We start from the raw sequence: 22,879 nt of genomic DNA on the forward strand, positions 1-22,879 counted from the left end.
TTTTCTCTATTATAAAATGAGGAGATGTAAATTTTAAGGAAAAAAATAAAGCTGTCGAGATTTTCTCGACAGCCTGACAGCCGCTCATAGGGCGGCTGTTTCGTTTATTGTATTAAAGAGCTTTCCAGCCTCGTTCAATCAAATGTTTAACATCCTTTGCAAAATCCTCGCCCTTTTCCATCACGTCCTGGGCTCTTCCTGCAAAATTACTGGCGACAGCCAGCTCCATTTTTTTCAATTCAAAGTGCAGGATTTTTTGGTCAATCTCAGACATATATTTTTCATACTCATTATTCACGATGTCGTGCATCACACTGTAGGCTTCTTTCCGATGGCGATGAAAGTCTATTCCTCTCTCACCTTTCCATGACGAATCTAGAGCAGGCTTTTTGATTTCCTTTAAGTCTGACTGCACAAGATCTTGTTCTGTTCGAATATTGCTTTTGGCTGTCTTTAACCGAGAGATCATTTCGTCAAATTCTGCACGTTTGTTTTCAATTCCCATATGCAGATGATGCAGCATCTCGGATAAACTCATGTCATCCACCTCTATCGGACCTCATACGAAAGCACTGCGTCAGAGCCTTTGGAACCGAGCAGCTCACCTGCTTTTTCCAATCCTGACATTTCTATCGTTCGCTTTCATTAAGTATAGTATAAGGTGAAAAGCCTTATGCTTAAATAGGGAAAAGGTGTCCTTTTAACGTAGTGATTGGAAGGAAAACGGAATAATCATAGGACATGAATCTCGAATTATATATGAGTCTTTATAACTACATTTCACACCATATCAATGTAAGCAATAAATAAAACGATTATGCTGATTTATTTTGCAGCAATCGCTTCATCCTGTTCTTTTAACGTCTTCACATTAGAGCGCGTATCTTGAACATTTTTAATCAAGGCTTCTTTAAAGCTTGAGACCATTTCGCCCACCTCTGCTTCACGTGCCGTCCACTTGGTCACAAATTCAAGGCTGTTTTCACCCGCTTTATCTGCTGCTTTTTTCATTGTTAAAGCTTCGACTGCTTGGGAGACTTCATCTAATTTATCCATGACTGTTTGGTAGTTTAACTTAATTTGTCCCATTGTGATATCCTCCAGATTTGTTCAGCATGACAGTAGCTTTACAAGCTGCTCCATGCTTTTGAGATCAAGCGTTTTGCGTCCTCTACTGCGTCTTCTCCTTTTTCAGCAAGACGTGCGGCGTCTCCAGCTAAGGAACTGGCAAAGGATAAGGCAGCTTGTTCAGCTTCTAATGTATTGATTTTGAATTCAATGCGGCTCACGTAGCGTGGGTATTTGTCGTTCACGATCGTTTGCAGCGCATCATGTGCTTCATTCCGCTCTGATTTGAAATCCTGGCTTCTCTCACCTTTCCAAGAGGTCCCAAGCTTTGGCTGCTTGATTTGCTTTAGGTCTGTTTCTGCCGCATCTTGTTCACGTTCAATCTTGCTTTTCGCCTTTTTGAGTCGAGCGATCTTCTCTTCGATCTCTGCTTTTTTATTTGAAATGCCTCCGTTAAGGGCAGTCAGCATATCCGATAAGCTCATAGGGGTTCCTCCTCCTGTCAAAATATAAAAACGCTGCTTAGATTCCCTCTAAACAAGCGTAATGGTAAATAGCATTTTTTCCAATATTGTTATTATAAGGCTCAAAGACTCATGTTTGAATAGGTATTTGTGCCCTTTTTATGGTATAAATACGCTTTCACTCTCCTTCATACTACACCTAAAGACCTCTTCTGTAGGGGGTCTAAAATCACGATCACCTACTTTGTATCACATATAGTCTCTCGGTCCTAGGACAAACAAAAGCCGCCCAGTGAGGAGCGGCTTTTGCAAACGGCTTATGATGCCGATTCTTCTTTTTCTTGCTGATCTTTGACGTACCAAATGAATTTCCCAGTATATCCGTAAATAATCGCAAGACCAATGGCGACAAAGCTCAACCACATAAATGGTAAATAAGAGAATGTCGATACGCCTAGAATTCCCGCCATGTAAATCCCGTTATCTGACCATGGAACCATACCAGACGTAAGCGTACCACCGACCTCAGAGTTTCTGGATAAAACACGTCTGTCTAATTTTAATTTATCATAGCTCTTTTCCATAATTTTTGGCGTAAGGATGATTGATACATACATAGCACAGCCAAAAATATTCGCAAAGAAAGCAACAACTAGTGTGGATAGAGTGACGTTTCCTGCATTATGCAATTTCTTCTCAAACGTAGAGACGATGACTTTTAATACTCCTAAATATTCAAGTACACCACCGAAACCAAGACCGAGGATAATCACCACTAAAGATCCTAGCATATTGACAATACCGCCACGGTTTAACAGGGTATTTAAGAAATCTACATCTGAGTTAATGGAAAAGCCATTATAAGCCGTAGCAATCGCATCTGCCGGATTCATTCCTTGAAAAGCCATGGCCCAAATCGAGCCTAGGAGAGCACCAATGGCGATAACAGGCATTGAAGGTTTCTTAAATACGAGCAATAACACAACAACTACAGCCGGAATAACCATCCAGATATTAATTGTAAATGTATCATGAAGTGCATTTTTCAAAAACTCTACTTTATCTTGATCAATGTTTCGACCGCCATACATAAACCCTGTAATCGTAAACATAATCGCTGTAATCACAAAGGCTGGTATGGATAAGACCATCATAGCTCTTACATGCGCCAGCACGTCTACTTTAGAAAGAGAAGCGGCGAGTACGGTGCTATCTGATAATGGCGATAATTTATCACCAAAGTAGGCTCCAGATAAAACGGCACCTGCAACAATTGGAAGCGGAATCCCAAGACCTTCACCAATCGCAATCATGGCAATACCTGCCGTTCCAACCGTCCCCCAAGAGGTTCCTGTTGCAATGGACATAATGGCACAAATAACAAGTGTAGCTAATAAGAAAATGTTAGGATGAATAAATTCTAGGCCATAATAGATTAATGTAGGTACAACACCACCAGCAATCCATGTTCCAACAAGTGCACCAACAGCAATTAAGATCAAGATAGCATCTAAACCATTTGATATCCCTTTTGTAATCGCATTTTGAAGATCCTTATATGAATGTCCCAATCGAATCCCTAAAGCGATCACCATAAACCATGAGATAAACAGTGCTAGTTGAATATCTAATTTGAAGTAAAGAGTAAATGATAAAACAATTGCTAAAAACAAGCCAAGTACAGACACGACCTCTGTCAAAGACGGCAGACGTGGTGATTTCATTTTGTTTCCTCCCTTTGTGCGTGTGTTAAGCGTTTTCAAAATATTGTGAAAAAAGTGTGCCAATTCGAAAGAAAGTGAATTGCCTGTTTTTCTCTTTGTCACAGGCAATTCGTCATATTGATAAAATAAATTTTTTGATATTATTGTCGCTCTAGCAGCTCTTGACCCGCAATACCAGGCTTTGTCATCTCGTAAGGATTTAAGATAATATCAAGTTCTTCTTCCGTTAAAACATCATACTGCAAGCAAAGATCTCTGATCGATTGTCCCTTCAAAATAGCTTCTCTTGCAATTCTAGCGGCTGCTTCGTAGCCTAAGTGAGGGTTCACGGCAGTGATCACGCCTGCACTTTTTTCTACATATTCTTTCAAACGTTTTTCATTTGCTTCAATGTCCGCTAAACAATGATCTGTGAATGAACGGAATCCGTTATTCATTATACTAATAGATTGAAGCAAATTAAAGACCAGAACAGGCTCCATCACATTTAACTCAAGCTGACCCGCTTCAGAAGCAAGACAGATGGTGTGGTCGTTCCCAATGACCTGGAATGCGATTTGGTTAATGAGCTCTGCCATGACTGGATTGACTTTCCCAGGCATAATCGATGATCCAGGCTGACGGGCTGGCAATGCAATTTCAGCAAGACCTGCACGCGGACCAGATGCCATTAAACGAAGATCATTGGCAATCTTAGACATGTTCATCATACATACTTTTAATGCGGCGGACACTTCTGTGTAAGCATCTGTATTTTGCGTCGCATCCACAAGATGCTCTGCGCCTACAAGCGGAAGACCAGAAATATCTGCTAGCTTCTTCACCACGATCTCAATATAGCGTGGATCTGCGTTTAAGCCTGTCCCAACAGCTGTCGCACCCATGTTTACTTCATATAAATGCTGCTTCGATTGGTTAATCCGTTTAATATCACGGCTTAGAACGCGGCTGTATGCTTCAAATTCCTGTCCCAAACGGATCGGAACAGCATCCTGCAGGTGCGTACGACCCATTTTGATCACATGATCGAATTCTTTCGCTTTCTTTTGAAATACGTCCTGCATCACCTGCATCGTCTCAAGCAGAATGTCTAACTGCTTGAGCACAGCAATATGGATAGCGGTTGGGAATGAATCATTCGTCGATTGCGACATGTTCACATGTGTGTTTGGACTTAAATGAATGTATTCACCCTTTTGATGTCCCATGATCTCTAAGGCTCTGTTACCAATGACCTCATTGGCATTCATATTCATCGAAGTTCCTGCGCCGCCTTGAATTGGGTCTACAATGAAGTACTCATGCAGCTTACCTTCAATGACTTCATCAGACGCTTGAACGATGGCATTGCCAATTCCTTCATATAAACGTCCAACTTCCATATTGGCTTGAGCTGCTGCTTTTTTGACGATGGCAAAGGCTCTGATAAGTTCCTCGTGCATGCGATACCCTGTAATCGGGAAATTTTCTTTTGCACGAAGGGTTTGAACACCATAATACACGTCTGCCGGAATTTCTTTTTCACCAAGAAAATCCTTCTCGTAGCGATAAGTTGCTTGAACCATCTGATATGACCTGCTTTCTATAGAATAGTTAAATTACTAAATCTTCTGCGATTGGCGTTTCCATAATCTTTTTCACTTCTCTTGGATCTGTTGTTTTGCCTAATGCCCACATGAGTTTCGGCACGATGGCTTCTGTGTTCATGTTTCGTGAACGTGCCACCAGTTCTTGATTGATCTTGCGTCCTACTTCATACACACTCATGTCTTCTCCTTCTTCGAGACACTGAGTTGTGATGACAACAGAAATGCCTTCTTCCAGCAATTCGTTGATCTTTTCTAAAAGGTTTCTTCCTTCGAAAGGAATTCCGCCGCTGCCGTAGCTTTCGATGACGACCCCTTTGTACACACCTTTAATCGCCTCTAAAAACTCAGGCTTAAGTCCTGGGTGCAATTTTAATAGACAAACATCCGTGTTCAAGGATGCATCTAATTTAAGCGGTTTCATTGATGTTCTTTTTACTTTGCTATTGTATTCAATTTGATGGTTTTCAATCGATGCAATATATGGGTAGTTAATACTTTCAAATGCATCGTAACTTTTCGTTCTTAGTTTGATTGCGCGTGTTCCTTGAATCACTCTTCCATCAAACACGACGTATACGCCGCCTACACCGTCACATGCAAAACGAATCGCATCTGTGATGTTTTTCTTCGCATCTGTTTTCTTAAACGTAATCGGAATTTGTGAACCTGTAATAACAATCGGCTTATCAGGATTTTGCAGCATATAAGATAGAGCTGCTGATGTATAGGCCATTGTATCGGTTCCATGAGTGACGACAAAGCCGTCGTATTGATCATAATTCTCATAAATGGCTGTTGCGATATCCACCCAGTATTCAGGCTGCATATTTGTACTATCTATACTCATCAGGGACTTTGTGTCCATTGTGTACTCTGCATTAATTTCGTTTAAATAGCTTAAAAGGTCCTCAGCTTTAACACCTGGAGCCAAACCATTTTCACTCTCTACAGATGCAATCGTCCCACCAGTGGTTAAAAGCAATAATTTCTTCAACAGGTCCACCTCTTTCAGTAAAATTACTTCGTTTGTCACACATATTATAAGCCAGCTTGTGCTATTCTATAATATACGCTTTACGCGTACCTTCATTGTCATTATAGTCACATACTGCGAATTAATCAAGAAATTATTACGCATAACGCGTACACTCCATGTCAAAATATGATATACTGTTGATGTATATAAAGGAGCGTTCATGTATGATACTCGATCGTTTAACCACCCTTAGAAAAAAGAAAAAATGGTCTCTCCAGCATACGGCAGATCGCCTAGGTATCGCCAAAAGCACCTATGCCGGTTACGAATCTGGGTACCGACGACCTTCGCTTGAAGCAGTGAAGCTGCTGGCTGATTTGTATGATACGTCCATTGATTTTTTACTTGGTAGAACGGACGAGCCAGAGATAAAGCGCAAAATCTCTGATATCAAAATTGAACTGACGGAAGCAAAAGAAGGAACCATCCTCGTAGATGGCGTTCCACTAACCGATGAAGAAATCAAACAGCTTGTTGCCTTTATTCGGGCGAAAAACACTCTGAAAGTATAAACAAAGAAAAGAGAGGTCCCTATCATACGGGCGCCTCTCTTTTCTTTTTGATAACAGCTGCTTATGAATAAGGTGAAGACAGCTGGCTTAATTCCTCTAACCGCCGCTTCGCTTCTTCTTTATTAAACGAACTATAATAGCGATAATTCTCATCATCTAAGATACGGTAATGCTGACTCAGCACATTTTGCTGGAGACGAAACGTGCCTTTTTTTATCGAGGTCCGCCACCAAACCTTTCCGCCAATTGTACGTTCAACAGATAGATGCAATTCATCATGTGCCACGACTTCCAAAATCTCAAGCGGGTCATCCCCAAGTGTCCCTTTTAAAATGTCACTATCCCTGAATAATGCACAAACGGCCGCAGTTTGTGTCCAGTTGAGGCGCAGTCTGTTTTTTTCGACCTGCTGCAAATGCCGTTTCGATAAACCAAGTACCTCAGCCATGCGGTCCTGCGTATAATTCTTTTCTTTTCGAATCCGTGCCATTTGTTCTGTGACGAGGTCGATTACCATCTCTTTGTCCATCTCTCATCACCTCTTGAGCGTTCAGTCTTTACTGACATCATACACGATTTTTTCGAAAAAGTGGCGTCCTATCCTTTGAAATCATGGCGTAAACGACCTAGTCGATCTGCTCTTCGACCTGACCATGCTGCTGTTTCCAGTTCTCTTGGGCAGCCCGATTTAAATATGGATAGATGTCTTGTTTGACGGTTTGCTCGAATACTTCTTCATCTAAAATACTGTACGCCGGAATCTTGATCAACTTCCCATCTATTTTCCGAATGAGCACATCCATGAAGAGAAATCCCCTTATACTGTAACGGTGCCGGCGCATGTCGATTGATTGAATGTCTTGAAAAGGGATCGTTTGCTCTCGATGCAGCACAGCGCCATTCTCTCCGCGCTGAATTCGAAAAATCACATTTCCCCTCTTCGTAAAAGCCGGCAGAATCATTAAAAAGGAGATCCAGCCATACACAATGCCTGATAGTCCGCCTAAAAATAAAAATAATATATAATTCGATTCAAATGTAAGAGCTTCTGAAAATAGCCAAATACCGATGATACCAAAGCCGCCCGTTGCTAAGAATGCCCATACTCTTAGAAAGGGTCTGCTCCTCACTTCTATTACTTCACTTGGATTCAAGCGTCATTCTCCTTTTCTCCATTAGAATATAGAACGTAACCCGTCTCTATGAGCCGTCTCTATGCGAAATTCGTTTTCCTTTATTCCCGACACAAGCCATGAATGTTTCTCACCTGGTATAACAAATAACATGGACTCCACATCCGGCGTATTGTTTTTGTCATAGGCTACCTTCATAAGGGAATCCATCTTTCCTTTTCTCGCCTGCACATCGGAAACAAATGCCCTCACGAGTTCTTGATTCTCTGTTTTATTAAGGAAGGAAAAACACTCATCTTTCCCTTCGCTTGCTTGCTCTAACAGCATTTCAAATTCCTCTGCTTGCAGGTTAATAACAGGTATGCGGTGATCACACATGTGTATGCTCAAAAAGGCTTTCACTTGCTCCTCTGCCTGCTGATCGTCTTTCAGTTTATGGATCTGATGCACTTGTTGATCATAAAGCGTATGATGCGCATACACGCCCGCCTGCGTCGTATGAAAGGAGGTACTGACTTCTTCATCTAACTCTCCAAATCTTGAAGCCTTGACGGTATGAGATGCATCATTCATGGCCTGGATGAAATGACGGTATTCTGCTTTATAACGGTATTGTCTGTTTCGAAATTCCAGCACGTCTTTTGCCAGCAAAGAGCGGCACGCAATTTCAAACAAAAACCCAAGACGTTCATCCTCTACATCAGGATAATAGGCTTCCTTTAAGGACATGCCTTGTTCAAAATAGCCTTCACTGTAAAAACTAAAGATGAGTTCCTCGATACTTAGACTCAGCTGATCCAACTTGATCTCTCCTTATCCAAAAGAAAATGCGCCCTTAAAGAAATCGCCTGCACCCTTTATAAGCGAGTCTGCGGTTTCTTTTGTTTGTTCTATCCCTTTATGTATCATCTGATTTGCTTGATCAATGGTGTCATTGACTGCTTTCACACCTTGACCCGCCAGCTCAAATGCTTTTTTCCCTTTATCAACGACTGCATGAATCGGTTCCTTTAATTTCACTGCGACCTGTTCAGCAAAACCGGATGTCAGCTTGGCGACTTTTTCTCCAATAAATCCACCTACTGCTGATCCAATGGCGCCACCAACAACTGTTCCAATCGGGCCCGCAAAGCTTCCGAGAGCGCCGCCGACAACGGCACCTGCGACGGACCCGCCAGCGATAAAGACCGTATTATTCACTGCATTTCCAACAGCCTTTGCATTTTCACGCTTAAGAACTTCCGGCTGATCACCGAATTCTGCATAGTTCTCAGCCATTTTCAAACCACAGCCAACCGTTTCCGTTGCACCAGTGACAACTGTTGCAATGATGGCATTTCCTTTAGCAAATCTTGCCCCATTTTTCAGAACAGACTTGATTCCAGCCGTGTCCTTCCAATTGATACTCCCTTTTGTAAAATCGCGGACACTGTTCGTAAACGCAACCGTATCGTCAGGATAAAATTTCGTGAATTTCTTATGGACCAAATCAGCCATCGACCAGTTGGATCGTTTTAATAATTCTTTTTTACTCAGCCAAATCCTTGCTAGCCGGTCAAATCTCGTTCCTTCTACCTGGCTGGTCAAATCAAGCAGCAGCTTAGAATGCTGCGCTGCATAACGGCCATTTTCTTTCATAAAGGTTGTCATCCCAAGCCCGTAGTATTTCGCCTGCATCATCACGATACCAGCTAAGCTCGTGAGCGTGCCATATTGATCATAGATGCTGTACATTTTCCTTAGAATATCATCTGCATCGACCATTTTATCTGCTGCATGACGAATCGCGATATCATCACTGCTCAATTTGCTTATTAATGCTTGTCCAGCACTCCATGCGTCCCCAACACCAGAAAAACAGCTTCTATACCGAGGATCACAGCCTAAAATCAAATGATCCAGTTCACTATGTAAATCGTGGTGCTTTGTTTCGGTGGCGGAAAGCTCACCTACAAAATCATTCGCCAGCCCTGTCAGCTGATCTGGATCAACCACAATGTCACGTGCCATCACATCATCTCCCTTCTCGGTTTCTTTCTCTCCGTTCTTCTCGTCTTTTTCGCTCAATCTCTTCCATTCTGGCAATTTCGGCTTTACGCTCCTCGATCTTGACTGCTGCATCCCGCAGTTCCTGGCTCGTTTCAAGCAAGTCCTTTTCAAATTGATCATAGCGTGCCGTTGTTTCCTCAAAGCTTTTATCAAATTTATTCTTTGCTTCTCCTTGCCAGCCTGATCCTACTGCTTTCAGCCGATTCTCAAGCAGCTGCTTCGACTGCCGAATCTCATCAGCCGCTTCCTGAAACTTTTGAGCGAGTGCCAGCGTTTGACTAGAATCCAACTTTCGCACCCCTTTCTCCCAATTTAACGTACAAATGGATGATTTTATATGTCCTCATTATAAATAAAAAGACACCCAAAAAAATCACCCTAAAGAACCATTCAGCACATCGCCTAATAAAAGTAGGCCTTTTTCCTCTCTAATTGCCAGAGAAAACCTTTCTTGTTATGAAGCGCATTCAAGACGTGATAAAATGAACATATTCTACAAAAGGAGTGACGTATAGATGAAAGAGGAAATGATCAAGCGTTTCACAAGTTATGTGAAAGTAGATACTCAGTCTGATGCAGAAAAAGAAAGCTGCCCATCTACTGCAGGACAGCTGAACCTAGCGAGACAGCTTGTTGAAGAGATGAAATCCATCGGGATTCAAGAAGTAACAATGGATCAAAACGGCTATGTTATGGGAACGATCCCATCTAACACCGACAAAGAAGTGCCAACGATTGGCTTCCTGGCTCATATTGATACAGCTACTGACTTCACCGGCAAGAATGTGAAACCGCAGCTTCATGAGGACTATCAAGGCGGTGACATCACGTTAAATGAAGATTTACATATCGTGTTATCTCCAGCACAGTTTCCAAATTTGCAAAAGTACCAAGGACATACGCTCATCACCACTGATGGCACGACCTTACTTGGTGCAGATAACAAAGCAGGTATCGCAGAAATTATGACCGCCATGCATTACCTCATTCAGCATCCAGAAATCAAGCATGGAAAGATTCGAGTCGCCTTTACTCCAGATGAAGAGATTGGCAGAGGACCGCACAAATTTGATGTCGATGCCTTTGGCGCTTCCTATGCTTATACCATTGACGGCGGACCGCTTGGAGAGCTTCAATATGAAAGCTTCAACGCAGCAGGTGCCAAGGTATCGATTAAAGGAAACAATGTCCATCCAGGTACAGCGAAAGACAAAATGGTCAGTGCTGCGAAGATCGGGATGCTCTTTCACAACAAACTCCCTTCAGATGAATCTCCGGAGTATACAGAAGGATATGAAGGCTTTTTCCACCTGACGAAGTTTGTAGGAGAAGTGGAAGAAGCAGAGCTGCAATATATTATCCGTGATTTTGATAAAGAGAAGTTCAACAATCGCAAAGCACTATTTGAAAAGATTGCAAATGACTTAAAAGCGGTCTACGGCGAAAACAGTATCACCCTCAGCATTCAGGATCAATATTATAATATGAGAGAAAAAATTGAGCCGGTTAAACATATTGTGGACATTGCCCATGAAGCAATGGAAAACCGCTCAGTGACACCTGTGATCGAACCTATACGCGGCGGTACAGATGGCTCTCAGCTTTCATATAAAGGTCTCCCAACACCAAACATCTTTACTGGCGGAGAAAACTTCCACGGTAAATATGAATTTATTTCAGTGGAGAACATGGTGAAAGCAACAGAAGTCATCGTGGAAATCGCACGTTTATTTGAAGAAAAAGCATAGACATGTTTACAACCGTTCCTGTTCGGGAACGGTTTTTTAATAAAAGTTTACAATATTCTGAAACTTTTGTGACACTTAATCGTACTAATATAGACAACCCCAGAAAAATTCTTCTTGACGAGTGAAATAATTGGAAATATAATAGTTAAAAACAACCAGTATTTTAGACCTAAATTAGCAGATCATCTAAACCTTAAGAACTAAACCGATTCTGCTGCTTATTTTCAGTTATAAACATCACTCACCCTGTCTACACTGAAAGAATAGGATGAATTGGAGGAATGTCATATGATGATTTTATTGATTATCGCTTCACTTTGCTGCTACTTACTTTTCTCTTTCAAAAAAGATAACCGCACCCAAAAACGAAAAAGCGCAGAGCTTTCGGAGTTTGAAATCTTTCGTATGCGCCGCCACTACAACGGCAAACGCCGCCATCCACTAAACGATGCACCTAAACAAGTATAAATTCAAAGAAAGAGCCTCATCAGGGGTTCTTTTTGTTTGTGTAAGAACGTGTTTTAGACACAATAATAAACGACCACATCCAGTGGCCGTTTCTCTTTTTATTTATACACCTTTGCAGGTACTTGAATCATAGGAATTCCTTGATAGTATGGTGCGATTTCATAACCACAGATCCAACTGGAGCAAACAACGAAACAATCAGCGAAAAAATAATCAGGCTGATCGTTAGGCCTTTTTTCATTGTCATAGTAAAAACCCCTATTTTCTTCTATTACCAATTGAGTATACCGTGACAAAAGAACCAAAAGAAGCGTCATTTCCATATTATTCTTCTCTTTTCCACATCGGGTTTGTTTACCGTTTTCATAAGTTCCTGTATGCTTAATGTAGAATGTTAGATGAAGTGTGGTGTTTATCATAGAAGAGAATATTTTTAGTCATATTCGGACAACGTTTCATAGTTTGTCCCCAACCCAGAAAAAGATTGCCAATTACATTTTACAAAACCCTCAGAAAGTTGTGCTTCATTCCATTAGTGCACTCGCCGCTGAATGCAACACAAGTGAAACGACGATCTTTCGGTTTTTACGAAAAATTGGCTATGAATCGTACCAAGTGTTTCGTGTCCATGTCGCGCAGGATATTGCGACCAATACACCTCAATCCATATACGGCGAGATCGAGGCATCTGATAGTGTAGCAGATATTAAACATAAGGTCATAGAGTTAACAACAAACTCGATTCAGGATATGAAGCATATTTTAGAAGATCAAGCCGTGACTCAATTTATTGAACAAATGAAACAGGCACATAAAACCGTCTTCTTTGGAGCAGGTGCGTCCAGTTTTATTGCAGGAGATGCTTATCATAAGTTCCTCCAGCTTGGTTTTGAAGTGAGTCTGTGCAGTGATCCACATATGATGAATATGATTGCAACACACGCCACGGAACACGATTTTATCGTCGCGATCTCCCATTCAGGAGAGAGCAGAGAAATTCTTGATGCCGTGCAATTTGCAAAAGAAAAGGGGGCAGCAATTGCCTCTATCACGAGCTATCCGAAATCAGAGCTCGCAAAGCGCTCTGACTTTCACCTGCTCAGTTCATCAAGGGAAACAACATATCGATCCGACTCTATGATCTCCCGTATTAACCAGCTCGTCATCATTGATGTTCTTTATGTCGCAGCTGTTTTAGAGCTAGGATCAAATGCCATTGAAAACGTGAAACGATCTCGATTAGCCGTAGCTAAAAATAAAACATGAACGCATAAGACCGGAGCTGATTCCGGTCTTTTTTTGTGACTTTTCTCATATTTTCCGTTGACACGTTCCTATCACGTCATGTACATTAAATGAACAATAGTTTTTTTTCTACTATTATTTAAATTAGATAGTATATATACTAACATTAAGAAAAGAAAGCGCTTTTTGTAAGGGTTTTCTATATGGGGGGCGGACAAAGTGACAAAACAGATTGGATTCATTGGACTAGGAATTATGGGAAAACCTATGGCACTCAATCTATTAAAAGCCGGTCATACTGTGACTGTGTTTGATCTGAACGAGGAAGCCATTCGAGCATTACAAGAAGCAGGAGCAAAGGGCGCTTTTTCAGCAGCTGAGGCAGCTTCTGAAAGCGATGTCATCATCACGATGCTTCCTAAAGGCGAGCATGTAGAAGCAGTTATATCAGGTGATCATGGCATTTTAGCTACAGCTAAACCTGGCACAGTCATCATAGATATGAGCTCTATTTCACCAGTTACCTCTAGAGCATTGGCCGCCCTAGCAAAACAGCACCAGGTAGAATTTATCGACGCACCTGTCAGCGGCGGAGAACCAAAGGCGATAGACGGGACACTTTCTATTATGGCTGGCGGCGAAGAAGCCATCTTCGAACAAGTAAAGGATGTCCTGCTCGCGATGGGCACAGAAGTCGTATTAGTTGGGACAAACGGAAGCGGGACAACAGCTAAACTTGCCAATCAAATCATCGTCAACTTAAATATTGCTGCTATGTCTGAGGCGCTCGTTCTTGCCGCTAAATCAGGCATTGCAATTGATAAAATGTATGAAGCGATCCGTGGCGGACTGGCAGGGAGCGCCGTTCTCGATGCAAAGGTCCCACTGATTTTGGATCGAAACTTTGAACCTGGCGGACGCATCGACATCAACTTAAAGGATTTAACCAATGTGATGGAAACTGCCCATGATATCGGCGTTCCTCTCCCTCTTTCTAGTCAGCTGCTTGAAATTTTCCATGCCCTCAAAGCAGACGGAAAGTCTGGACTTGATCATGGCGGCATCGTTCAATATTACGAAAAAATGGCTCATGTCGAAGTGAAGAAAGGATGAGATGATCATGATGCAAAGCACTGAAATACTGAATGCCATTCCGAAAGCGGATTCAAAGAGCATTCAAACGGCATATGAACAAGCACTAAGCCATTTTCAGCATAAAATCATTGTATTAGACGATGATCCAACAGGTATTCAAACCGTACATGGCGTCTCTGTTTTCACTGATTGGTCAGAGGAAAGCATTGAAGCCGGTTTTCTTGAAGACAGCCGTATGTTCTTTATTTTAACCAATTCTCGCAGTATGACTGAGAAAGAAACTGCCGCTGCGCACGAAACGATTGCTTCAACGATTGTGAAAGTAGCTGAGCGGCTTCATCAAGATTTCATCATTGTCAGCCGGGGAGATTCTACCCTGCGTGGACACTTTCCGCTGGAAACTGAAGTACTCAGAACAACCATTGAACAACGAAGCTCCTTCCAATTTGACGGAGAAATCATTCTTCCCTTTTTCCAAGAAGGCGGACGCTTTACGATCAACAATATCCACTACGTACAGGAAGGACACGACTTGATTCCTGCTGGTGATACAGAATTTGCACGAGACCGTACATTCGGCTTTCAGTCGTCTCATCTCGGGGAGTGGATTGAAGAAAAATCAGGCGGAACGTTCACAAAAAAGAACACCACCTACATTTCGTTAGAAGATATACGGGCTTTACGCATTGATCAAATCAAGGAGCAGCTCATGACCGTGAAGGATTTTCAAAAGGTGGTTGTGAACGCTGTAGATTATGACAATGTCAAAGTCTTTGTCACCGCCCTCATTGATGCCACCCAAGCAGGTCAGCAATTTATTTTCAGAAGTGCGGCTGCTCTCACAAAAGTACTTGGCGGCATCCACGACCAATCCATATTAACAAGAAAAGACTTGATACAAGAAGAAAGCCCAAACGGTGGTCTTATCATGGTTGGTTCTCATGTCAAAAAAACAACGGAACAATTAAGAGCGCTACAGCAAAATAAAGAGATCGCTTTTATTGAATTTAATACACATCTCGTGTTAGAACCCAAAGAATTTCAAGAGGAAATTGACCGCGTGATTGAGCAAACCGAAATGTTGTTAGCATCCGGTCAATCTGTTGCTGTTTATACAAGAAGAGAACGCCTTGACCTTGGGGACAATCGTCAAGAGGAGGAATTAAAGCTTTCCGTTCAAATTAGTGATGCTGTGACAAGCATTGTCCAGCGCCTCACAATTCGCCCTAAATATCTCATTGCCAAAGGTGGAATTACCTCAAGTGATATTGGAACAAGAGGGCTTAGCGTCAAACGTGCGACTGTTGCAGGTCAAATTAAACCTGGTATTCCCGTTTGGCAAACAGGAGAAGAAAGTAAATTCCCCTTCATTTCTTACGTGATTTTCCCGGGAAATGTTGGCTCAAAGGATACGTTAAAAGAAGCTGTAGAAATACTTGAAGGATAAAGCGCAGGGAGTGTTCTCGCTCCCTTATGCACCACAAAGGAGGAAAGACCATGTCGTTAGTTTTTATTGGACTTGGCGTTTTGTTATTGCTTTTACTCATGGTTGTCTTTAAGTTAAACGCTTTCATTTCGTTGATTATTGTCTCTTTAATTGTTGCTGTTTTAGAAGGTATGTCACCACTTGAAGCGATTGCTTCCGTCGAAAAAGGACTCGGTAGTACACTCGGGCATCTAGCACTGGTTCTCGGTTTTGGAGCGATGCTCGGTAAATTGATGGCTGATTCTGGCGGCGCCCAGCGCATTGCGATGACGCTCATTGACCGATTCGGCATTGGGAAAATCCAATGGGCAACAATGCTGACTGGATTTGTTATTGGAATTGCTCTGTTTTATGAAACCGGATTCATTATCTTAATTCCATTAGTCTTTACCATTGCTCAAGCCGCAAGACTTCCTGTGTTGTATGTTGGCATGCCGCTCGTCGCTGCACTCATCACAACACATGGCTTCCTCCCTCCTCATCCAGGGCCGACAGCCATTGCCAATGTCTTTCAAGCAAACATGGGACAAACGTTGTTAGTTGGAATTATTTTAGCAATTCCTGCTGTGTTAGTAGGAGGACTACTGTTTACGAAACTATTTCAAAAAGATCAATTGCATGCACATATACCGAAAAACTTATTTAATCCAAAGGAATTTACAGAAGAGGAAATGCCAAGCTTCGGGATTAGCATTTTTACCGCTGTTTTGCCTGTATTACTTATGACATTCAGAGCATTTTTAGAAATTTTCTTCCCATCCTCTCCATTCTTGCCAACAGCTGAGTTTTTAGGTGAACCGGCGATTGCGCTATTAATCTCAGTGCTGCTTGCCATCTACACGTTTGGACTTGGCAGGGGCAAAAGCATGCAGGAAGTCATGAAGTCGATCACGGATTCTATTGGCTCCATTGCAATGATTCTATTAATTATTGCAGGCGGCGGCGCTTTTAAACAGGTGCTCATCGATAGCGGCGTCGATCAATACATTGCTGGGATCATGCAAGGAAGCACTCTTTCTCCCCTGCTCCTCACCTGGCTGATTGCTGCTGTCCTGCGTGTATCATTAGGGTCAGCAACTGTCGCCGGTCTCACCGCGGCTGGCATTTCTGCACCACTTATTGGATTAACGGGTGTCAGCCCGGAATTAATGGTGATCGCAACAGGTGCCGGAAGTATTACGTTCTCTCACGTGAATGATGCGGGTTTCTGGATTTATAAAGAATACTTTAACCTGTCAATGGCCCAAACCTTTAAAACATGGACATTGATGGTCACTGTTCTTTCACTTGTCGGACTAGCTGGTGTTCTTGTCGCTGATTTGTTTATGTAGGAAAATAAATTGTAAAAACCATTGACTTTTTCTCGAAAAGATTGAATAATTGTGTATATTAAGAAAATTGAATCAAAAGGTAACCTTATTAAGAGTGGTGGAGGGACTGGCCCTGTGAAACCCGGCAACCGCTGTTCCTAGGAACAGAATGGTGCTAATTCCTTAAGCAAGCACACGCTTGTTTGAAGATAAGGCAGAGATCTCACAGTATATGATGCTCTTCCTTATCCAAGGAAGAGCTTTTTTATTTGATATTCAACCTGTAGAAGGAAGGGATTCAGCATGACACAAGTACAAACCATTGGAAAGAAAACAACAAAGCCGCCATTTCGCGCAGATCAAGTAGGAAGTTTACTCCGTTCAGAGCGCATCAAAGAAGCACGTAAGCAAAAAGCAGACGGTACGCTGACAGCAGAGCAGCTCCGACAAATTAAAAATGCAGAAATCACACGTATTGTGGAGAAGCAAAAGGAGATTGGATTAGAGGTTGTGACAGACGGAGAATTCAGACGTGCATGGTGGCATTTTGACTTTCTTGAAGGACTTGATGGGGTCGAAGGATTTGAAGCAGATCAGGGCATTCAATTCCACAACACAACGACAAAAGCACGAGGCATTAAGGTAACGGGTAAAATCGATTTTACAGAGCACCCAATGCTAGAAGATTACCGCTTCCTTCACAGCATCGCTGGTGATCATACGGCAAAAATGACGATTCCAAGTCCGAATATGCTCTTTTTCCGTGGAAAGCTTGATGAAGGTGTGTATGACAGCTTAGATGATTTCCACCATGATGTGGCCCAGGCGTATAAGAAAGCCATCCGTGCTTTTTATGATGCAGGCTGCCGCTACTTGCAGCTAGATGATACGGCATGGGCAGTGTTCTTTTCTGAAAAAGGTCATGAACAAATCAAAGCCTTTGGCCGCGAGGAAGATGAACTTCGTGAGTCGTTTGCAAAAACAATCAATGAAGCCGTTGCCGATCGCCCAGAGGATTTAGTCATCACAATGCACATTTGCCGTGGCAATTTTAAATCAACATGGGCAGCTGAAGGTGGTTACGAAGCAGCGGCAGAAACGATTTTTGCTGGTTTAGATCTTGATGGCCTCTTTTTAGAATTTGACGACGATCGTTCTGGCGGATTTGAGCCTCTTCGATATGTGAAGAACCCAAATCTTCAAATCGTACTTGGTCTTGTGACTTCAAAGTACGGTGAGCTTGAGCCGGTTGAACAAATTAAAAAACGAATCGAGGAAGCGGCTCAATATGTGGACATTAACCAAATTTGTTTGAGTCCACAATGCGGATTCGCATCCACGGAGGAAGGCAATCTGTTAACAGAAGAGCAGCAATGGGAAAAGCTGCGTCATGTGATTGAGATTGCTGATCAAGTGTGGACTTCATAGTCCCTTGACGAAAAAAGAGACAAACCGCATCATCAGCGGTTTGTCTCTTTCTTTTATACATCTAAATAATCACCATTCGTAGCAATCACTTGTTTATACCAATCGAAGCTTTTCTTTTTCTTTCTATCTAATGTACCGTTTCCTTCATTATCACGGTCGACATAAATGAAGCCGTAGCGTTTTTTCATTTCAGCAGTTGATGCACTGACAAGGTCAATTGGGCCCCAGCTTGTATAACCGATCAAGTCTACACCGTCTGCGATGGCTTCTCTTGCCTCTAGCAAGTGGCTTCTGAGGTAATCAATCCGGTAATCGTCTTGAATCGATCCGTCCTCTTCCACTTGATCGACAGCGCCCAAGCCATTTTCTACGATAAACAATGGTTTTTGGTAGCGGTCATACAGCTGATTAAGCGTCGTACGAAGTCCTTTCGGATCAATTTGCCAGCCCCAATCACTTGCTTCAAGGTATGGGTTTTTCACGCCTGCAAATAGATTCCCACCTTCAGCCTGATCAAGGATTGCAGGATCTGTACTTGCCACAAAGCTCATATAATAACTGAAGCCGATATAGTCCACTGTATGGTTTCTTAAAATGTCTTCGTCACCATCTTGGAACTCAATGGTGATCCCATTTTCACGTAAATACCGTTTCATGTATCCTGGATAGTAGCCTCTTGCCTGTACATCTGAGAAGAACAATGTTTTACGGTCTTGATCAATCGCAGCAAACATATCTTCTGGTCTTGAGCTGTACGGATATGTGGTCATAGCTGCAATCATACAGCCAATTTTCGCATCTGGAATGATTTCGTGTCCCGCTTTAACAGCCAAAGCACTTGCAACAAATTGGTGATGGGCTGCTTGATATTGAATGCTTTTCTCGTCTTCGCCTTCTTCAAATACAAGTCCGCCACCTGTGAAAGGGGCATGTAACACGACGTTGATTTCGTTAAAAGTCATCCAATATTTCACTTTGTCTTTATATCTCGTGAACAATGTTTTAGCGTATGTTTCGTAAAGATCCACAAGCTTACGGTTTCTCCATCCGCCATAGTTTTTCACAAGTGCAAGAGGCATTTCATAATGAGAGATGGTCACAACTGGCTCAATCCCGTGCTTGTGAAGTTCATCAAACACTTTGTCATAGAAAGCAAGACCTTCTTCATTTGGTTCAGTATCGTCGCCATTTGGGAAAATACGCGGCCAAGAAATCGATAGTCTGAAGCACTTGAATCCCATTTCTGCAAAGAGTGCAATATCTTCTTTATAGCGATGGTAGAAGTCGATTGCATCATGATATAAGTTAAGGTCTTTCATTGATTCATCGAATGGGTGCATAATGCCATTTGGAGATATGTCAGCTGTAGATAAGCCTTTTCCACCTTTGTTATAAGCGCCTTCAATTTGGTTGGCAGCAACAGCGCCGCCCCATAAGAAACCTTTAGGAAATGTTTTTTCTAACTTGTTCATGTTGAATGACCTCCTCATTTTCTTCTACACTGACTGTGAGCAATGTCTCTTTCTCTGTGATCGTTCCATCTGTTTTCGCATCAACTCGTGCAAAATCGTTTGTGTTGGTGACGATAATAGGCGTGGTGACATCATAGCCTTCTTGCTGAATACCCTTGATATCAAATTCAACCAGCACATCTCCTGCTTGAACAAGATCACCGGACTGCACATGACTTGTGAAATGCTTTCCGCCAAGCTTCACCGTATCAATCCCAACATGGATGAGAAGCTCTGTACCTTTGTCACTCTTTAATCCAATCGCATGTTTTGTTTGGAAAATGGTTTCAACCTTGCCGTTGAACGGTGCAACAACACGTCCAACTGTTGGTACAATGGCAGTACCTTTACCCATGATTTCATTAGAGAATGTTGCATCATTTACTTGATTTAGCGGCTTTAATTGACCTTCAAGTGGGCTTTGTACCACTTGATTTTGAAGCGCTTCTGTATCTTTCTTTTCTTCCGGTTTGTCTGCTTTTGTTTCATCTTTCACTGGTACATCCTTGAATCCAAGTACAAGTGTCATGATGGTTGCCACAGCAAAGCCGATGACTAAACCGATTATTGAGTAGACAAACGTTGGTCCGATGAACGTTGGCATACCTGGAATACCTGCTGATCCAGACACCACATATGATTTCACTTTAAAGATGGACATGAACACGCCGCCTGCTGCTGCACCAATAAGAGCTGCAATGAACGGTTTTTTCAATCTCATGTTCACACCATACATAGCAGGTTCAGTAATCCCCATTAACGCTGTGATGCTTGTAGACATCGCCAATGATTTGAATGTTTTGTTTCTTGATTTTAAGAAAACACCGAATGCTGCGCCAGCTTGTGCCATATTTGCAACAAACATCATTGGAATAATGTAGTCAAAACCGTTTAATGTAATATTGTTGATCATGATTGGAACAAGCGCATAGTGCATGCCCGTAATGATCAATGGTGACATGAAGCCGCCGATCAAAAGTCCGGCTAAAATACCTGCATGTTTAAACAATAAATCAATTCCGCCTGAAAGGCCATTTCCGATAATTGCGCCAAGCGGTCCAACCGCTATGAGCATAATTGGTACAACGACAAGAAGTGTAACAGTTGGAACAAGGATAATTTTTAATGATTTCGGACTATATTTTTCTGCAAATCTTTCAACATATGAGCCGAGCCAGATTGTGAGTAGAATTGGAATCACCGATGAAGAGTACACAACGGCAACCACTGGCAAGCCTAGAAATTCTGTATTTCCTGCGCCCAGTAAAGCGGTTAACTGCGGATGCAGTGCTGCTGCTGCAATGGCAGCGGCGATATACTGATTTGTGCCAAGCTTTTTAGCTACGCTTACAGCAAGCAGAATCGGTAAGAAGTAAAAGGCTCCGTCTCCGATAGCTGTTAAAATCGCATACGTACTGCTTTTATCTGATATCCACTGGAACGTCAGCATCAGTGCCAATATCCCTTTGATCATACCGGCTCCAGCAATAGCTGGAAGAATCGGCGTGAAGACACCAGAGATAAAATCGAAAAGCTTTGATATCACATTTTGTTTTGATGCTTCTTCTGTACCGCCTGACTTTACATCTATTGACAGGCCTGAGTCAGCAATCATCGCTTGATAGACATTTGAGACATCATTGCCGATAATGACATGGTATTGACCGCCGCTTTGATTCACACCCATGACGCCATCTGTTGATTGCAGTTGCTCCTTATCCGCCTTTCTTTCATCGTATAAGTTGAAGCGAAGTCTTGTCATACAGTGCGTGACGTGCTTGACATTCTTTTCACCGCCGACAAGCTCTAAAACTTCTTTTGCTGTTTGTTTGTGGTTCATTGTATTACCCTCCAATCGTTGATTAAATCTTGATATAGAAAAAACCTAAACATCCATTAATGCCCGAAAAATAGCGATTCAGACATTAATCGATATTTAGGTTTTGCCTGCTTAACCAGTAACAATCCTTCATAGCGATTGATCATTATTGAATTTTATAAGTCTTTAGATATAAAAAAACCTAAATCATGCCTTATCAGAGATAGGGACAATGATTTAGGTTTTGCCTGCTTGATCAGTAACAATCCTAAAAGATTGTGGGTTATTTAGTTTATAGTTATAAATTATCATGTTAATTTTGTGATGTCAACGCTTTCTTTTTGAATTTATTTTCTTTTTATTACTCTGTCGATATGCAAAGTTAAGTATAACATCTCATCTTCTATGAGACTTCGGTTGTGTTCTTTTTGAACATACGCATTAATTTTTTCGGCGCATTGGAAAGCTGCTGTGTTTTTTTCTCTTACCACTTCATACAGAAATTCATTTTGATTTTCCATTTGTGTTTCGTTAAACAGGCGCTGCCCAAAAAACTTTAAATGCGTGACAAAACGGAAATAATTTAATGATTCCTCGTCCAAATCAATTTGAAAGTGATACTTTACGATATTCAAAATATCTTGAATGAGCTTCGTGATTTGAATAACATTTGGCATTTCCTCATTGAGCTCTGCATTGACAATATGCATGGCAATAAAGCCTGCTTCATCCTCAGGAAGATGGATGTTGAGCTTGTCCTGTATGATACGTATCGCTTCTACACCGCACATGAACTCCTCTTTGTACAACCGTTTAATTTCCCAGAGCAAAGCATTTTTGATGTCCATTCCTTTTTGATGACGTTCGATGGCAAAGGTGATATGATCCGTCAACGTCACATAGATGCTGTCATTTAAATTTTTGTTAAGGGTCGTTCTCGCATAATCAATAATCGCCTCACACACTTGCATATACTCGATTGGAATATCATAAAGCAGGGTTTTGAATTTTTCTGATATATCTTTATTTTGAATGGAAAATACTTTTTCGATACGTTCTTCGTCAATCGGGTCTCCGCTTTTCTTTTGAAACGCGATCCCTCTGCCCATAATGACCAGTTCATGCTGCTCGTCATCATACGCACTGACTACGTTATTATTGATTACTTTCGAAATGATCAATTGATACCCCCCA

At 41.9% G+C, this 22,879-nt stretch carries 22 protein-coding genes and 1 riboswitch; of the genes, 8 read left to right on the top strand and 14 right to left on the bottom strand.

The window, feature by feature from the left end; genetic code table 11:
• Positions 1-112 precede the first annotated feature (112 nt).
• The 6 genes from R0K30_RS19340 to R0K30_RS19365 form a co-directional block, all read right to left on the bottom strand.
• Complete coding sequence (locus R0K30_RS19340) at positions 113-538, bottom strand: YwqH-like family protein (protein ID WP_099727186.1); 426 nt, start codon at positions 536-538, stop codon at positions 113-115.
• Positions 539-825: 287 nt separating this feature from the next.
• Complete coding sequence (locus tag R0K30_RS19345; RefSeq protein ID WP_008355536.1) at positions 826-1,089, bottom strand: YwqI/YxiC family protein; 264 nt, start codon at positions 1,087-1,089, stop codon at positions 826-828.
• 38 nt (positions 1,090-1,127) lie between these two features.
• Entirely contained in the window at positions 1,128-1,553 is a 426-nt protein-coding gene (locus tag R0K30_RS19350; RefSeq protein WP_099727187.1) for a YwqH-like family protein, read from the bottom strand.
• A 296-nt stretch (positions 1,554-1,849) separates the two neighbouring features.
• Entirely contained in the window at positions 1,850-3,256 is a 1,407-nt protein-coding gene (gene nhaC / locus R0K30_RS19355; protein ID WP_099727188.1) for a Na+/H+ antiporter NhaC, read from the bottom strand.
• 140 nt (positions 3,257-3,396) lie between these two features.
• Positions 3,397-4,821, bottom strand: coding sequence for an aspartate ammonia-lyase (aspA, locus tag R0K30_RS19360; protein ID WP_099727189.1), 1,425 nt, complete (start codon positions 4,819-4,821; stop codon positions 3,397-3,399).
• A gap of 28 nt (positions 4,822-4,849) precedes the next feature.
• On the bottom strand, positions 4,850-5,839 hold the full coding sequence (locus tag R0K30_RS19365; RefSeq protein ID WP_099727190.1) for an asparaginase: 990 nt from the start codon (positions 5,837-5,839) through the stop codon (positions 4,850-4,852).
• A gap of 206 nt (positions 5,840-6,045) precedes the next feature.
• Here R0K30_RS19365 and R0K30_RS19370 point away from each other — a divergent pair, with 206 nt between their 5' ends.
• Positions 6,046-6,393, top strand: coding sequence for a helix-turn-helix domain-containing protein (locus R0K30_RS19370; protein ID WP_099727191.1), 348 nt, complete (start codon positions 6,046-6,048; stop codon positions 6,391-6,393).
• 61 nt (positions 6,394-6,454) lie between these two features.
• On the opposite strand, the gene R0K30_RS19375 is transcribed toward R0K30_RS19370, so the two are convergent.
• The 5 genes from R0K30_RS19375 to R0K30_RS19395 all read right to left on the bottom strand — a co-directional run bounded on the left by R0K30_RS19375 (position 6,455) and on the right by R0K30_RS19395 (position 9,864).
• On the bottom strand, positions 6,455-6,922 hold the full coding sequence (locus R0K30_RS19375) for a helix-turn-helix domain-containing protein (RefSeq protein ID WP_012011745.1): 468 nt from the start codon (positions 6,920-6,922) through the stop codon (positions 6,455-6,457).
• A 97-nt stretch (positions 6,923-7,019) separates the two neighbouring features.
• Positions 7,020-7,547 carry a YfjD family protein gene (locus tag R0K30_RS19380; protein WP_410612341.1) on the bottom strand — a complete coding sequence of 176 codons (528 nt, stop codon included), beginning with the start codon at positions 7,545-7,547 and terminating at the stop codon, positions 7,020-7,022.
• A 21-nt stretch (positions 7,548-7,568) separates the two neighbouring features.
• A complete protein-coding gene (locus tag R0K30_RS19385; protein ID WP_256499145.1) occupies positions 7,569-8,327 on the bottom strand; it encodes a hypothetical protein in 759 nt (252 codons plus the stop codon).
• Between the two features lie 12 nt (positions 8,328-8,339).
• On the bottom strand, positions 8,340-9,536 hold the full coding sequence (locus R0K30_RS19390) for a DUF6861 domain-containing protein (protein WP_099727310.1): 1,197 nt from the start codon (positions 9,534-9,536) through the stop codon (positions 8,340-8,342).
• Positions 9,537-9,540: 4 nt separating this feature from the next.
• Positions 9,541-9,864 (bottom strand): WXG100 family type VII secretion target, encoded by a 324-nt coding sequence (locus R0K30_RS19395; protein WP_410612343.1) that lies wholly within the window; start codon positions 9,862-9,864, stop codon positions 9,541-9,543.
• A gap of 226 nt (positions 9,865-10,090) precedes the next feature.
• Here R0K30_RS19395 and pepT point away from each other — a divergent pair, with 226 nt between their 5' ends.
• The 7 genes from pepT to R0K30_RS19430 all read left to right on the top strand — a co-directional run bounded on the left by pepT (position 10,091) and on the right by R0K30_RS19430 (position 18,355).
• Positions 10,091-11,323, top strand: a complete 1,233-nt coding sequence (gene pepT, locus R0K30_RS19400; RefSeq protein WP_230031622.1) for a peptidase T — start codon at positions 10,091-10,093, stop codon at positions 11,321-11,323.
• 288 nt (positions 11,324-11,611) lie between these two features.
• Positions 11,612-11,791: a hypothetical protein gene (locus tag R0K30_RS19405; protein WP_008345664.1), complete on the top strand. Its 180-nt coding sequence runs from the start codon at positions 11,612-11,614 to the stop codon at positions 11,789-11,791.
• Between the two features lie 408 nt (positions 11,792-12,199).
• Complete coding sequence (locus R0K30_RS19410) at positions 12,200-13,057, top strand: MurR/RpiR family transcriptional regulator (RefSeq protein ID WP_180275507.1); 858 nt, start codon at positions 12,200-12,202, stop codon at positions 13,055-13,057.
• 198 nt (positions 13,058-13,255) lie between these two features.
• Positions 13,256-14,149: a 2-hydroxy-3-oxopropionate reductase gene (gene garR / locus R0K30_RS19415; protein ID WP_249705647.1), complete on the top strand. Its 894-nt coding sequence runs from the start codon at positions 13,256-13,258 to the stop codon at positions 14,147-14,149.
• A gap of 7 nt (positions 14,150-14,156) precedes the next feature.
• Positions 14,157-15,578, top strand: coding sequence for a four-carbon acid sugar kinase family protein (locus R0K30_RS19420; protein ID WP_410612346.1), 1,422 nt, complete (start codon positions 14,157-14,159; stop codon positions 15,576-15,578).
• A 50-nt stretch (positions 15,579-15,628) separates the two neighbouring features.
• Positions 15,629-16,948 (top strand): gluconate:H+ symporter, encoded by a 1,320-nt coding sequence (locus R0K30_RS19425; protein WP_230031626.1) that lies wholly within the window; start codon positions 15,629-15,631, stop codon positions 16,946-16,948.
• 82 nt (positions 16,949-17,030) lie between these two features.
• A riboswitch (SAM riboswitch) is annotated at positions 17,031-17,143 on the top strand.
• 87 nt (positions 17,144-17,230) lie between these two features.
• Positions 17,231-18,355, top strand: a complete 1,125-nt coding sequence (locus R0K30_RS19430) for a 5-methyltetrahydropteroyltriglutamate--homocysteine S-methyltransferase (protein ID WP_410612348.1) — start codon at positions 17,231-17,233, stop codon at positions 18,353-18,355.
• 53 nt (positions 18,356-18,408) lie between these two features.
• On the opposite strand, the gene bglH is transcribed toward R0K30_RS19430, so the two are convergent.
• From bglH to licT, 3 genes are all read right to left on the bottom strand, one after another.
• On the bottom strand, positions 18,409-19,827 hold the full coding sequence (bglH, locus tag R0K30_RS19435; RefSeq protein ID WP_410612350.1) for an aryl-phospho-beta-d-glucosidase: 1,419 nt from the start codon (positions 19,825-19,827) through the stop codon (positions 18,409-18,411).
• Positions 19,799-21,706, bottom strand: coding sequence for a beta-glucoside-specific PTS transporter subunit IIABC (locus tag R0K30_RS19440; protein ID WP_410612352.1), 1,908 nt, complete (start codon positions 21,704-21,706; stop codon positions 19,799-19,801). Before R0K30_RS19440 ends, bglH begins: the two co-directional genes overlap by 29 nt.
• A gap of 326 nt (positions 21,707-22,032) precedes the next feature.
• Positions 22,033-22,866 carry a BglG family transcription antiterminator LicT gene (gene licT, locus R0K30_RS19445; RefSeq protein ID WP_099727203.1) on the bottom strand — a complete coding sequence of 278 codons (834 nt, stop codon included), beginning with the start codon at positions 22,864-22,866 and terminating at the stop codon, positions 22,033-22,035.
• Positions 22,867-22,879: the final 13 nt, after the last annotated feature.

It is taken from the genome of Bacillus sp. SIMBA_154 (genome assembly GCF_046536015.1).
GTDB lineage: Bacteria > Bacillota > Bacilli > Bacillales > Bacillaceae > Bacillus > Bacillus pumilus_P.

Coding starts and splice junctions, on each gene's coding strand:
- R0K30_RS19340 (WP_099727186.1), bottom strand. CDS start 538: ATGAGTTTATCCGAGATGCTGCATCATCTGCATATGGGAATTGAAAAC.
- R0K30_RS19345 (WP_008355536.1), bottom strand. CDS start 1,089: ATGGGACAAATTAAGTTAAACTACCAAACAGTCATGGATAAATTAGAT.
- R0K30_RS19350 (WP_099727187.1), bottom strand. CDS start 1,553: ATGAGCTTATCGGATATGCTGACTGCCCTTAACGGAGGCATTTCAAAT.
- nhaC (WP_099727188.1), bottom strand. CDS start 3,256: ATGAAATCACCACGTCTGCCGTCTTTGACAGAGGTCGTGTCTGTACTT.
- aspA (WP_099727189.1), bottom strand. CDS start 4,821: ATGGTTCAAGCAACTTATCGCTACGAGAAGGATTTTCTTGGTGAAAAA.
- R0K30_RS19370 (WP_099727191.1), top strand. CDS start 6,046: ATGATACTCGATCGTTTAACCACCCTTAGAAAAAAGAAAAAATGGTCT.
- R0K30_RS19375 (WP_012011745.1), bottom strand. CDS start 6,922: ATGGACAAAGAGATGGTAATCGACCTCGTCACAGAACAAATGGCACGG.
- R0K30_RS19390 (WP_099727310.1), bottom strand. CDS start 9,536: ATGGCACGTGACATTGTGGTTGATCCAGATCAGCTGACAGGGCTGGCG.
- pepT (WP_230031622.1), top strand. CDS start 10,091: ATGAAAGAGGAAATGATCAAGCGTTTCACAAGTTATGTGAAAGTAGAT.
- R0K30_RS19405 (WP_008345664.1), top strand. CDS start 11,612: ATGATGATTTTATTGATTATCGCTTCACTTTGCTGCTACTTACTTTTC.
- R0K30_RS19420 (WP_410612346.1), top strand. CDS start 14,157: ATGATGCAAAGCACTGAAATACTGAATGCCATTCCGAAAGCGGATTCA.
- R0K30_RS19425 (WP_230031626.1), top strand. CDS start 15,629: ATGTCGTTAGTTTTTATTGGACTTGGCGTTTTGTTATTGCTTTTACTC.
- R0K30_RS19430 (WP_410612348.1), top strand. CDS start 17,231: ATGACACAAGTACAAACCATTGGAAAGAAAACAACAAAGCCGCCATTT.
- bglH (WP_410612350.1), bottom strand. CDS start 19,827: ATGAACAAGTTAGAAAAAACATTTCCTAAAGGTTTCTTATGGGGCGGC.
- R0K30_RS19440 (WP_410612352.1), bottom strand. CDS start 21,706: ATGAACCACAAACAAACAGCAAAAGAAGTTTTAGAGCTTGTCGGCGGT.